Origin of the sequence: Gimesia sp. (assembly GCF_048260065.1) — a bacterium.
Classification (GTDB): Bacteria; Planctomycetota; Planctomycetia; order Planctomycetales; family Planctomycetaceae; genus Gimesia.
Genome location: NZ_JBLXHC010000009.1, coordinates 130,966 through 144,344, shown reverse-complemented (window position 1 = coordinate 144,344; position 13,379 = coordinate 130,966). Strand labels below are relative to the sequence as shown.

The window sequence follows — 13,379 nt, the reverse complement described above, 5'->3', positions numbered from 1 at the left end:
TCTGGAACTCATTTTTGTTTGGGAACACGGCGGCGGTTCTCGAACGAAATCTGCTTTACACCCTTCGGCGCCTGATTCGCGTGTTCGATGCGTTCGTGAAGAATCTCGGCCAGTTCGTCCCTTAATTTTTGAGTTTCTGCCTGATCTGCCAGGTTGTGCATTTCTCCAGGATCGGAACTGTGATCGTAGAGTTCCACCCCTTCACTGCCGTTCTTGCCCCATTCGGTGTAACGGAACGTGGGCGTACGCAGACTGTAACCGTTCAAATATTGAGTGAACGCGGTTTTGCGAGGAGCAGCGGACGCATCTTTTAAAGCCGGTACCAGACTGATCCCGGAAATCGATGCCGGCGGTTTCAGATCACACAGTTCCGCGAGTGTCGGATAAAAGTCGACCATTTCTGCAGGCGCAGCTGCGGCCTGTCCTTTAGCGGTGACACCAGGGCCGGCGATGATCATGGGGACATGAGTCGCGTTTTCAAACAGCGTGGTTTTCTGCCAGTGTCCATGTTCGCCCATGTGATAGCCGTGATCGGAGGTGAAAACAACGATGGTATTTTCATCAAGGCCTGTCTTTTTCAGAGCAGACAGGATGTGTCCCAGCTGGGCATCGGCGAAGGTAATCGATGCGTAATATGCCTGAATCGCCTGGCGGGCCAGCTTGTCGGGCAGATCAATCTGATCTTTTTTGCGGGTGACCGATTTCCGTGCGGGCACCGGAATTGTTTTCAGATAACCGTCGGGGATCTGAGGGACTTTGATTTGATCGACGGGATATTTTTCGAAGTAGCTTTTAGGAGCGACATAGGGTGTATGCGGTCGATACAGGCCAACAGCGAGGAAGAACGGTTCCTTCGATTTCGCAAATTTTTTCAGCTGCTGAATGGCGATGTCGGCAGCAATGCCGTCGGTCTGTTCGGCGTCGGTCCCTTCGGCAGCCAGCCAACTGAGTGTGCCACCAAAGCTTCCAGGCACGAGGCTGAAGATCTGGTCTTCATCATCCACATCACGTCCGCGGGGGTTGAAAGTCTGATTCCAGGAATAGGGATCGTCGTGTCCGCCGGTCCCGATATGCAAGGGGACGTTGTAGTGATAGATTTTTCCCACACGGGTCGCGAAGTAGCCATGATCGCGAAACATCTGCGACATGGTCTTCACGTTGGGTACATGTTCGCGAATGTAGATCGCATTGCGCTGCACGAGTGTCTGATCGGGGTACATGCCTGTCATGAACGAAGCCCGGCTGGGTCCGCATAACGGGAACTGGCAGTAGGCATGTTCAAAACGAACGCCCCGCTTGGCGAGTTGATCGATATTCGGCGACTGTACCTGGGGATGACCGTAACAGCCCAGATCGCAGTTCAGGTCATCGCAGATCAGAAACAGAACGTTGGGCTTTGTATCGGCGGCGGAAGCAGACTGGATAGTGACTGACATGCAGCACAGAAAACAAAAGATGCAAGTAATGATTCGACCGAGGCTGTAGATCATGAACGCGCTCCGTTGTGATTGACTTGGTTGATTCAGAAAGGGAACATTCATGCTAACAGACTGAATCAGCAAATTCAGCTAAGAATCCAGTTTCAGCGCGAGAAAATGTGCCCCTTTTTCGGGACTGATCAGCCCTGCACTTTGGAAACGAAGGACTCCATAATCGCCAGTGTTTCCGGGCTGACATGATGCTCGATACCTTCGGAGTCGGTCGCGGCTGTCTCTTCACTGACGCCGAGGGCAATCAGAAAGCTGAGGACAATTTCATGACGGCGGCGGGAGTCTTTCGCAAGCCGCGCACCTTGCGAAGTGAGTTCCACGGGACTGTAAGGCTCGGTGGTGACGTAACCGTCCCGCTGCAGACGGGCTACGGTGCGATTCACAGTCACATGGCTCACAGCAAAATGTTCTGCCAGATCTTTGACCCGACAGACGCCCTGCTCTTCAATCACTTCTGCAATCGCTTCAACATAGTCCTCTGCGATTTCCGTTGCATGATCCACACGCGTGCGCTCGTGTTGATTCTTTGGTTTCTGCTTTTTAGCCATCCTGTCTCGCCTTGAGTGTCGTAAGTGAAATCAGGCGTTCCATGTTACCGGGATCTGGCTGAGTTTGACAGCCTCAAGGAATCGGAATTGAATTCGAAGTGCAGGCAAACTCAACGCTTAACTAAATGAGCACGTTCAATCGACGGCAGGAAACAAACATGGGAAGAACTGAATGAAATTGCGATAAAACTCTGACGACTAATCTTGTTTACAGTACCTGTACCATTTAACCTAATGACTGACCTCTAAAGTTTTTTATATCAGGTTTAATATGATTTCTCGATTTGATGATTCCGTTCCTGCTACCAATTGTTCTGCGTTCCTGCGAAAGACCGAACCGGGCATTAAACGCCTGCCTGCTTTGATGTTCTCTCGAATTTTGCTGGGCCTGTGTGTCTGTCTGGCAAGTTCGTGCGGCAGTTCGACTCCCACGGAAAAACCAGAAATGACACCGCTGCATGAGGCACTCTCCTCAACGACTCAGGAGCCTGCTAATAATAATTCGGCTTCCAGTAAGACACTCAAACCTCAGTCGCCAAAAACTTCGTCATCCCCTGCCAGCAATTCCACAACGAGCCGGCCGGACAACAATTCGACCGAACTGGTATTTAAAATTGTGTCATTACACAAGAATGTAAAACAGTTTCTGGAAAAGTCCGAGAAGAACATCGACACGGCGGCCAAGACTGCACAACGCTCCCTGGACTCGACGCTGCAACAAAACTTTGCTTTCTATCAGCCGGGTTCGGTACGCGTCGATTTGAGACAAAACCGACTCTCACTCAGAGTGAACACAGAGAACGTCGGTGATCTGGTACGTAAGTTGAACAAAGTTGGTTATCAGATGGTAACGGTTGCCCCGCTGGAGCGGACACTTCGCGAAGAGCTGGCGGCAGAATCTGGAGAGGACTCGCTGGTAAAGCAGGAACTTCACTATCTGGCCCAGATAAAGAGTCCTGAATACCAGTCGCAGCTGGACCAGAATTTTCAGATCGGTTCGGAAGCATTACGACTGATTTTGAATGAACGTTTTAAAAACGAAGTTCCTGAATATGTACCAGACTCGCTGGTGCTGGATCTTGAATATCAGAAGCTGACGTTCGAAGTGATCACTTACCCCAGCCCTAATCTGGGCGTTCAGATCAATAACCTGTATCAGCTTCCAGTCAGCATTGGCGCGAAACCATACCGCACCATCGAACAACGCACAGAGCAGCAGCTTCATCCCAGCCAGGTTACCTACGAGATTGTCGGCATCGAAGATTTTTATGAACGCGCGATGCAAGATCAGTTCGGTTACAATTTCTGGCGAAGTTCTCTGATCCACGACCTGGAAGATCGTCTGGAAACCGGTCTATCAGGGTATGTGCCGTTCAGCCTGGATGTCAATCTGGTGAAGAAGATGATTACGTTTCAACTGGATCATGTCCCCGATCACCGGGTGCCCGATTTCATCAATAATGAATCGGGGGAGTCGCTTGCAGGATCGAAGATTAAAGTCTCAGCAGAGCCTGTTCTGGTGGAAACCCCGGGTCCTGCATTCCGAACGCCTAACAGGCCGATGAAGCGGGTTGTCATGAAGGTTCTGCTGGCAGAGAAAAGACTCAGAAATGTATTTGAGCGTCCCCAGTCATTACGGCCCACAGACATTCAAGACATTCACCGACATCTTGATGACGAACTGAGTAATAATCTGGATGGGTATATCGGAAAGTCCGTCCGGTTTGATATTCCGAACAAGGAGTTATCCATTCAGATCGATCGTGTTCCCCCTGATGACCTGATAAAAATGGTGAATGGGATTCGCTCCCTCGACCTGGATGTCGATCAGGAACTGGTTTCAGTAGAGGATGTTGTCTATGACCCGGAAGCCTCTGAAAAAACCATGTATTTCAGCTTCGTCAATCAAGGTCAGAAACTACACCAGTTTGATAAGATCTTTAAGCAGCATGTGGCGGACGGAAACCTGGGTGCAATCGGAGGCTACATTCCGGGCTCTCTGCAGATGGACTTTGATCAGGGGACGTTTAACATTCGGGTTCGGGTTGTTGAGAATGATGCCCGTGATATCGAGTCCGCGATAAATGCCTTGGCGAGAATCAAACTGGAATGTACTCATCAGCAGACAAAACTACCTGAATCGGGTGGAAATCCACTGCAGCCGGGGATGACTGCAAAACAGTCCACAGAGCCAGCGCTCATCAAGGAAAACGTCAAAGTCACGGTCAAATATGGTCTGTACGGCGGTAGAGCCACGGGGAAACCGCAGTCAAGTGCCCGGAATGCGCTCGACGGATTTTCCTGGATCGATCTGAAAACACTGCAATTTGACGCCGACAAGAAAGAATTCTCTTTCGAGACGACAGGCCCGTTCAATCGCGGGGCGCTCGAACGTTCGCTGAAACGGCAGAAATTCTATCAATGTGTGATCTCACACCAGGCACTGGAGAAAAATGCAGAACCAAAAGAGTAATTCAGCGCAGTGGTTCATTCTCTCATTCTCTACTGATAAAAAAACCGGACCGGCTCATGGAACGAGACCGGCCCGGAATTCTGTTTGCAAACTCATAATGGATTTTATGCCGTTTTAAGTAACTGACTCTGAGGAATATCGCAAATCGTCCCTTCTGAGAGTGTCAGCGTTTTCCTGGCACAGTTGGCGGCGGACAGATCATGGGTCACCATGATGATGGTACGCCCTTCTTCATTGAACTGCGTCAGGTACTCCATCACCTGGTCTTTGGTATCCGGATCGAGGTTCCCCGTCGGTTCGTCAGCCAGAATGATCGACGGATCATTGGCCAGCATGCGTGCCAGCGCGACGCGCTGCTGCTGACCAACGCTCAACTCCGCCGGTTTATGCTGCAGACGATCCTGCAGACCGACTTTGCTGAGCAATGCTTCCGCTTTCTCCTGCTGCTCGCCGCGATGTTTCTTCGCCAGCACCATGGGAATCTGCACATTTTCGATCGCCGTCAGATAGGGAATCAGATTGAACGTCTGAAACACGAAGCCGATCTTATTCTGTCGCACTTCCGCACGCAGATTAACGGGCAGATCATAGATCGATTCCCCGTCCAGCAGAATCCGACCTTCCGAAGGAGCCGACATCGCCCCCAGCATCGAGAGCAGCGTCGTTTTTCCGCTGCCACTGGGACCGATAATGGCGATAAAGTCGCCGCGGGCGATTTCCAGGCTGGTGGTATCAAGGGCCACCACTTCATCCTGTTTCTTGCGATACACTTTGCGAACTGCTTCTAAAGTTAACATGGATCAGACCTCCTTGAAGCACATACAGGGATCGAGCTTGGCCGCCTGTCGCGCGGGGATATAACTGGCTGCAATCGTCACCAGCACGGCAATGGCCGCGGAGATGAATGCCAGGCTGGGAACGGGCAGAACAGAGACATCAGCAAACGCGGGCCCCAGGAACACCGCCAGCACGCTGCCTGCAATGTAACCGGTGATACCGCCGGCGAGCCCAAGCAGAGCCGCCTTCGCCAGGAAGAGTTGTGTGACGAAGCGGGGAGTTGCCCCCAGCGCCATCAGCGTGCCAATTTCGCGACGACGTTCCATCACGTTGGCAAAGCTGGCACTGGCCATGCTCGCACCGCCGACGGCAATCAGAATCGCCAGGAACAAGTACGAGAGATTGGTCATCATGCGGTTGATGGAAACCTGAGTCTCCACCACGTTGGCAATCGTGACCACTTTCGTGCCCGGCAGCAGCGACTGCAGATCGCCGACCAGACCGTTGGCGACATCTTCACAGCAGCCCATGACTTCGATGATGTTGACGACTTCGCCTGACTTCGACAGACGCTGCACGGTGTGCAGGTGTGCGAAGACACGACCATCGTCTACGGTTCCGGTCGCCGGCAGTGTGGTGAGTACTTTGAACTTTTCGCCCAGCAACTCCAGAGTGTCACCAGTGGCCAGTCCGTTATTCGCAGCATAGTCGGAACCGAGAATCACTTCGTCTTCATTCAGATTCTGCAACGCCCGTCGTTCTGCCAGTGCTTCCGGCGCATCCTGATTTTCATCGATCACATTGATCTTCGCTTTGCAGCCTTCGTGCTTCTTGAAAATCATGCCCCCCTGCCAGGCAGCCATTTTCTGAATTTCTTCCTGAGGCAGGATGCCTGTGAGAATGACATTTTTACCGTCAATCTCGGTTGGCACACACAGCTTGGGAGAAATCGCTTCCACACCGGTCAGACCAGCGAGGGCCAGTTCCGCGACATGTTCTTCGGGAATGGTTTCCTCGTGCATGTCAGCGGAATAGTAATCCTGCAGCGTAACCCCTTTGGGCAGAATGAGCACATTGGCTCCCAGTTTATCGAGCTTTCCAGCGACTTCTTTCTCTGAGAAAATCGTCACATTGCGGATCGCCACTAATGCGGTCACACTCAGCATGATTGCCAGCAGACTGGCGATCAGAGCGGTCGGGCGTTCGCGCAGCTCTTTCCAGATAATTGTTCTCATAGTCATGAGATGGCCTCCTTCTCAAATGTGACGGATTATTTACAGTGCTTACAGCCTTCGACGCCACAGCTTTTACCGGCTTTTTTCAGTTCGGCAATCAGCTGCTGGCTCGTCACATTTCCGTTGTACATGCCAACCATCACTCCCGGAGGTGCCATGAATACGACCTTTGTGTTCTGTCCATCCTGGGGGACTTCGAGTTCTTTCAGGAAGTCAGCTTCAGTGGCTTCTGTCTGCGAAACGTTGACGACTTCCACCACGTTCTGATAGCAGGGCACTGCTTTGAAGTCCTTTACGCCTTGAGGCAGTTCAGAAGAGGCACTCCCGTTGACGCATAGCAGCACCATTTTGCGGCTCTGCAGTGTCTTCATGCAGCGTGCCTTGGCAGGTGAGACGAAGGACTGCTGAATGTAGTCGGCGTTGATCTGCTTTACGAAAGAACCGGTGATCGCGCCATTGGGAGCCACGGCCAGTGTTAACGGCATCGGTGCGCGAGAAACGCCATACTCTTCAACAAGTCGGGATTCCGCAGGATCGGCAGTGTTGACAGCGACAAAGGTTGTTGTATCTGCTTTGCCGGACAGGTTCTGCTGTAATGTGCTCCACATGGCTTTGGTGGCATCGTCCTGGTTTTTCCAGAACATGATGAATGTGTATTTATTCTCTTTGGCAGCCGTGGCCCGCGAAGTTTCTACTTTGCTGAGTGAAGCAATCTTCTGAACCTCCTGGGCAGAGCTGACCGATGTCAGCGCCATCGCGAAAGCACAGATAACACATAACTGTAAACGATTATTTTTGAACGAAATGAAATTCGAACGTGTGAACATGCTAAGATTCCCCTGTTTTGTATTAATGATTTGTATTTATTTCAAATGGAAGTTCCGCAGCTGCATCTTCAAACGGAGAGTGACCGACACGGAACATGACTGACCGTAAATGCTGTCTCACGCAATCTTCATACCGATGGTAAGACAGCTGGCTGAATTCAGGCAGCGGATCAGCGGGCCCGGGAAGAACATTTATAAGCGCAATGGTGCAGTGATCGTTGCTTGTAAAGTATCGATGGCGGTTGTATTTAAAACGGCCATGCGGCCCGAAATATGATCCTCAACGATCAGCATGTCGGGAGAGTTTGTCATGCTGCGGAGATTCACGGCGGGTGTGGTTTGCGCAAATACGATTTCAGATATATGGCAGGCACAGGGACAATCGTGCTGCTCATGATGTTCCCCGGACTCATGGAGATCGTGCCGATGACAGGTTTGAGAACAGCACGCAGGTCGAATGGTATCACAGACTTCCTGCTCCGGTTCAGCATGCCCCCATTCGCTGATCGCGGACACTCCATGTCCCCAGCAGACGGGGCACGGTTGCATTATCAAAGCGATCAAAAACAGACGCAGCAGTTTCATCGGGTCTTTTCACTCAAATCGTGACGACAGAGAATTTCTGTGGGTATTCGTTTCTTCCGCGGAGCACGCAGGAAAAACTGTGATCAAAGTGACCACAAAGCGAATCTCTATGAATACCCTGTTTATCGTCAGCACCACTTCGACGGCTTTACAGCAACTCACGATTTGAGGTCTTACAGAGTGACACAACACGGTGCAAAATTACCCGTTTTGAGCAGCTTACAAACGGACACAAACCCAACCATCCCAGACACCCTAAGATGAAATCATCGACAACCGCCTTGGTGATCAGGAATCTGACTGGAAATGTGAGCCATCGACAGAAAAAACTTGTATCAACTACAAACTGTAGTTACATTACCTACTAACTGTAGTCATGCACTGCTGCAGGCGCCAATCCACCTGAATCGATATGGAACACCTTTATGTCAGCTCATGAATCTGCTCCGCTCACCCCTGCCCAACGAGAACTGATGGAAATCGTCTGGGCGGAAGGTGAAGTCACTGTCTCAGAGGTACGGGACCTGCTGGAGGCGAAACGGAATCTGGCGAGAAACACCGTACTGACCATGATGGTGCGGCTCGAAGAACGGGGCTGGTTGCAGCATCGCACACAGGGACGCACCTTTGTGTATTCGGCGGCGCGTCCCAAAACAGTTTCACTGGGGATGCGGGTCAGCCAGATGGTCGATCGACTCTTCGCCGGCTCCCCGGAAGATCTGGTCACCGCATTAATTGAATATCGTGGCCTGACTGCAGCCGAAACCAGGCGCATCCGTTCCATGATTGAACAGGCAGAGGCAAAACAAAAACAGTCGGGACAGCGGAGGAAGAATCAATCATGAATGTCTTACCCTGGATACCCACTGACCAGACTCTGCTCTGGATGTTCAATGTTCTGATTCAGACCAGCTGCATCGCCCTGTTCGCCATGCTGGCGGGGCTTATCCTGCGACGCTCACCAGCCGCCCGCTACAGCCTGCTCTGTTCCGCACTCTTTCTGGTCTGTCTCTGTCCGATCGTAGCTGCTGTGCTGCAGGCAACCAGTTTCAGTCTGTTGATCGTTCCCGCGAGAGTTCGTACGCCAGATCCAGTTGCATCGGCTTCTCAGGAGTCACAGGCAGCAGCACCGGCTCCTGGTCTGCCTGTTTCAGATACTACTTTGAACATCGACTCCCAGTCAACGAATTCATCCACAGACAATCCTGCGGAAACCGACAGCCTGGTTCAGGATACCGGTCAACACGCGACATCTCAAAAAGCTGGTGAACCAGATCAACCGACGTTTCAATCAGCGTCGACAGCCACTTTCCTTCCGGGTGACAGTTTATTCCGTCCTGCAGTATCCCTGCTCCTGTTGATCTGGGCCGGCGTATCGCTGGTACTGCTGATTCAGTTCGCGGTGAACTGGTTTCGTTTATCAAAGCTGTTACGAACCGCCAACGAAAATACTCGCGAGGACCTGGCAGAGCTACTGCATCAATTCTGGACAGCGATGAACCCGGGCAGACGAACACTTCCGAGACTGTTGCTTTCCAATCAGGTTTCCGGCCCTGTGGCCGCGGGCATCCGTTCGCCGGGAATTATTTTACCGGAAACGCTGCCGGATCAGATCAATGCCGAGCAACTGCGAAACATTCTGATTCACGAACTGGCACACATTGCGCGCGGCGATCAGATTGTGGTGCTGCTGCAGAATCTCATTCGGGCTCTGTTCTGGCTGCACCCGCTGGTCGGTTTGTTAAATCGCCAGGTGGCACAATCTCGAGAGGAAATCTGCGACAACTACGTGCTGACTGTCGCCGACGCTTCCTCATACAGTCTCACTCTATTGACGATGTCTCAACTTCTGAAGTCTCCGCGTGCGTATTCAGGTGCTGTCGGATTATTTACCGCGCGCTGGAAACTGGAACAGCGTATCGCCGGATTGCTGGATGAACGCCGCAGCCGGGTGACGCGACTGAGTCTGCCTGCATGGTCCTTAATAGTCGTCGTGTCAGCGGTCATCTCAATCACTGCCGCTGCCGGCACGGTCTCAATGGCGGTGGCTGAATCTGTCGAATCCGATCCGCCGGCGAAGTCATCTCAGAAAACGACTTCGACACAACGCGAAAATCCAGAAGTGTCCGTTGAAAAGACAGCTGTCACAGACAAATCAAAAACAGACAGTCCCCCCGCGGACCAGGAATTCAGATATTCAGGCCGGGTGGTCAATGCAGAGGGGCAACCGATTGAGGCAGCCACGATCAATGTCATACATTCGAGTGCGCGGCAATTGAATGCAGGTGTGAACGTTTTCGTTCCGACTCATCAGTCACTGGCTGAAGTCAGCACGAATGCAGACGGGCAGTTTCGTGTAACATTTAACGACGGATGGACCCGTTATCAGCGCGACCGCAAAATTCGAAAAAGTCCTCCCGGTTCCAACCCTGGTACCATTCTTCTGGCCACAGCGCCGGGACATGCGCCCGCCTGGATTTCCTCCCTGGAGGAAACAGAGGGCAAACCACTGGAATTCAGACTCAGCGAACATACGCCCTCCATCCGTGGTCAACTGGTGAACCAGACAGGGAGGGGTCTGGCGGGAGTGACGGTGTCGCTGGTCTCACTCTGGAACACGGAAAAGGGAGCCGTCGATCGCTGGCTGCAGAAGTTGCCCGAACTTCGCAAGCAGGGACTGTTACCTGCTTATGAAAATCATATTCTGCAGGACAGCTACCAATCTACGGCGGGCCAGTTTCCAGCTGATTCTTACATTACCGCGAACACTCCAGGCATCCCCGCCACGTTCAAAACAGACAGCGAAGGGCGCTTCCAGATTTCCAACCTAGGTAAGGACCGCCTCGCCGTTCTGAAAATCGCAGGCCCCGGCATCGCCACACAGCTGATTGCCGTCGTGACCAGAGAAATGCAACTAGTAGAAGCACGACCGCTTGAGTACAGCGACCTGATTGACGCCACTTACTATGGAGCCGATTTCCAACTGGTGACGAAACCGGAACTCGTCATCGAAGGCATTGTACGCGACCGGGAGAGCGGTGCCCCGATTTCCGCCCGCATCACAGCAACCCGCGCAGTCTCCCGCGTGAAGAGACCCGGATACAACAGCACGCATATCCGCAATCTCGATCTTGATTGTGTCACTGACGCAGCGGGAAAATTCCGTATCGAGCATCTGCCCCGTCACAGCGAACTGTATTTGAACGTGCTCCCTGAGGAAAACCAACCCTACTTCCGGACCTCTTTGCAAGTTATAGAACCTGAAGAGGACGAGCCTGTATCTCTCGACGTGAAACTGCAGCGGGCCATCCTGTTTCGCGGCAAAGTCACCGATCAACGCACAGGCAAACCGATTCCCAATGTCCGCTTTGACTACTTCCCCCTGCGTTCCAACGAGAATGCGACAAACTACCTGCGCTACCAGTCGCCCGGCAATGCCGTACAACCGATGCGTCAGCGATTCAAGTCTGCGGAGGATGGATCGTTTACGCTGCTGGGCATTCCAGGAAAAGGGATCATCGCAGGGCAGCTTCGTAATCCCGATTACCGGACGGGAGCCGGACTGGAAGAATTAAAGGACCTGATCAGCAAAAACACAAAGACATTAAAAACATACGATTATTGTTCCTACACCGATTATCAAATTCTGAAGCTGGTCACAGTCCCGCCGGGAGAAAAAGAATTTGACGTGGAACTTCAGATTGACCGCGGTGCTTCAATCCAGTTTGAAGTGTTCGGCCCCGGTGGTAAACCGCTCACGGGTTATACAATCAATGGCCGCCCTGACACGAAGGCAAAAGGGAACGTTTCCACTAGGGACGGCTTTTACGAGAACCAGACCCACACGATTTACTTCCAGCACCCTGCCTTAAACCTGGGGCGTGCCGTCACCATTACCGGCGTTCCTGAAGCTGGGCTGATACACAAAGTGCAACTGGAACCACTGGGATCCGTGAAAGGGCAACTGGCTACAGAGAAAGATGTCCCTCTGACGGGATCCAAAATCGAACTTCTCCGCCGTGCCATTCCGGGAACAGACGCGGCTCCCACCCGGGATGTGTTAAGGCTTGAGAAAAGTTTTCGTTGTAAACAAGACGGATCATTCGAGTTTCACGATTTGCCGGTCGGAGCAGAATACACGCTCTACTCCGTTCTGGGTCACTTCTATCTGCCAGAACAAATCAAAGTGAAACCGGGGGAAACCATTGATCTGGGTGTGATTCAAGTTCCGGAAAAGAAGCAGTAGAAACATCCATCAGTCATCCGTCAGACTTGGCACTTAGCATGGATTTTATCTCTTTGCAAAAAACGGATCACAGATGTTTTTCCACAAATGCCCAGGCTGCTTCGTCGTTGAATTCGTGTCCCCCTTCGAAGATCACGTGTTCGAAGCGATCACTCAAATTGAGCCGTTCGTAGAATTCCGCAGCACGGGGCGCGATCTGTTTGCCTGTTTCGCGATGGGATGCGTTATCGCGTGAGCCGGCCTGGATCTGATGGGCGCGCGGGCAGATCAGTGCCACAAGATCGGCGTCGTTAAACAGCGTCATGCGATTCATAAACCGAAAGTCGGACGGCACCGAGAGTTCCTCTTTTGCATAGCGACCTTCCTGAACGCCGAAGTAACAGCTGGAGACAGAGACTTTAATGCGCGGATCGACTGCGGGAGTCACTTGCGCGTAGTATCCGCCGTAGGAGAGGCCGACCATGCCGATCCGGCTGGCATCGACATCGGGACGTTTGATGAGTTCATCAATGGCATAAGTGATCTTGGCAATTTCGACAGCGGTGATACTGGTGCCGATGAGTCGCATGCGGTCATCAATCTGTCGGCGAATGTCTTTGGGATAGCCGTCAGCTTTAAACAGATGCTGGGGCGCGTAGACAATAAAACCCCGTTTGACCGCGCCGCGAACCATGTCGCGATAATTGGCACCGCCATTGAACAACGCAACTTCGGGAGAGCCGCCACCCCCATGCATGGAGATGATTAAAGGCGTTTTCCCTTTCGCAGAGCGGGGAACAATCAGGATCCCTCCGGAGTGCACGTGCGGCAGAATGGGAAACATCGCCCGATAGTAAACGCCGAGGGAATCTTCACCGATCTTTTTGTAAGAGGCAGGCTGGTCGGGCCGTTGACCAGGAGGCGGATAACCAATGCTTTCACAAAACGCGGCCCGCAGCGGTTCAGCCGACTTCGCGAATGCAGTGGCGGAGGAATAATCGGGCTGGAACAGCTGTTCGAATCGCCGCCGGTCCGCGGCAATGGTTTTAATATATTCATCAAGTTCCCGCGCCTGCTCCGTCCGCAACGGATTCGAATCAGCCACACTCTGATTGAAGTAGTCAGGTTTCCCAGGTTCAGATTGTGCACACCCCAGTGCAGGAATCAAAACCCAGATCAACGCCACTAACTGAGCCGCCTTCATACCTTTGTCCTTTCG

General features: G+C 52.3%; 9 protein-coding genes and 1 pseudogene. 3 read left to right on the top strand and 7 right to left on the bottom strand.

The window, feature by feature from the left end:
- Window positions 1-8: 8 nt before the first annotated feature.
- Together ACN0YN_RS17795 and mntR are read right to left on the bottom strand one after the other, a co-directional pair.
- Window positions 9-1,436 carry a sulfatase gene (locus ACN0YN_RS17795; protein ID WP_417386378.1) on the bottom strand — a complete coding sequence of 476 codons (1,428 nt, stop codon included), beginning with the start codon at window positions 1,434-1,436 and terminating at the stop codon, window positions 9-11.
- A 182-nt stretch (window positions 1,437-1,618) separates the two neighbouring features.
- Window positions 1,619-2,041, bottom strand: a pseudogene (gene mntR, locus ACN0YN_RS17790) (manganese-binding transcriptional regulator MntR); the annotation flags it as partial.
- Between the two features lie 268 nt (window positions 2,042-2,309).
- Here mntR and ACN0YN_RS17785 point away from each other — a divergent pair.
- Window positions 2,310-4,511 (top strand): hypothetical protein, encoded by a 2,202-nt coding sequence (locus ACN0YN_RS17785; RefSeq protein WP_417386377.1) that lies wholly within the window; start codon window positions 2,310-2,312, stop codon window positions 4,509-4,511.
- A gap of 104 nt (window positions 4,512-4,615) precedes the next feature.
- Here ACN0YN_RS17785 and ACN0YN_RS17780 read toward each other — a convergent pair whose 3' ends face one another.
- From ACN0YN_RS17780 to ACN0YN_RS17765, 4 genes are all read right to left on the bottom strand, one after another.
- A complete protein-coding gene (locus ACN0YN_RS17780) occupies window positions 4,616-5,308 on the bottom strand; it encodes an ABC transporter ATP-binding protein (RefSeq protein WP_278445313.1) in 693 nt (230 codons plus the stop codon).
- A gap of 3 nt (window positions 5,309-5,311) precedes the next feature.
- Window positions 5,312-6,529, bottom strand: coding sequence for an FtsX-like permease family protein (locus ACN0YN_RS17775; protein ID WP_278445311.1), 1,218 nt, complete (start codon window positions 6,527-6,529; stop codon window positions 5,312-5,314).
- Between the two features lie 29 nt (window positions 6,530-6,558).
- Window positions 6,559-7,350, bottom strand: a complete 792-nt coding sequence (locus tag ACN0YN_RS17770; protein WP_417386376.1) for a hypothetical protein — start codon at window positions 7,348-7,350, stop codon at window positions 6,559-6,561.
- A gap of 192 nt (window positions 7,351-7,542) precedes the next feature.
- Window positions 7,543-7,935, bottom strand: a complete 393-nt coding sequence (locus ACN0YN_RS17765; protein ID WP_417386375.1) for a hypothetical protein — start codon at window positions 7,933-7,935, stop codon at window positions 7,543-7,545.
- A gap of 425 nt (window positions 7,936-8,360) precedes the next feature.
- On the opposite strand from ACN0YN_RS17765, the gene ACN0YN_RS17760 reads away from it, so the two are divergent.
- Together ACN0YN_RS17760 and ACN0YN_RS17755 are read left to right on the top strand one after the other, a co-directional pair.
- Entirely contained in the window at window positions 8,361-8,780 is a 420-nt protein-coding gene (locus ACN0YN_RS17760) for a BlaI/MecI/CopY family transcriptional regulator (RefSeq protein WP_278445305.1), read from the top strand.
- Entirely contained in the window at window positions 8,777-12,181 is a 3,405-nt protein-coding gene (locus tag ACN0YN_RS17755; RefSeq protein ID WP_417386374.1) for a M56 family metallopeptidase, read from the top strand. The genes ACN0YN_RS17760 and ACN0YN_RS17755 overlap by 4 nt, the downstream gene beginning before the upstream one ends.
- Window positions 12,182-12,248: 67 nt before the next feature.
- Here ACN0YN_RS17755 and ACN0YN_RS17750 read toward each other — a convergent pair whose 3' ends face one another.
- Complete coding sequence (locus ACN0YN_RS17750) at window positions 12,249-13,364, bottom strand: alpha/beta hydrolase family protein (protein ID WP_417386373.1); 1,116 nt, start codon at window positions 13,362-13,364, stop codon at window positions 12,249-12,251.
- Window positions 13,365-13,379 lie beyond the last annotated feature (15 nt).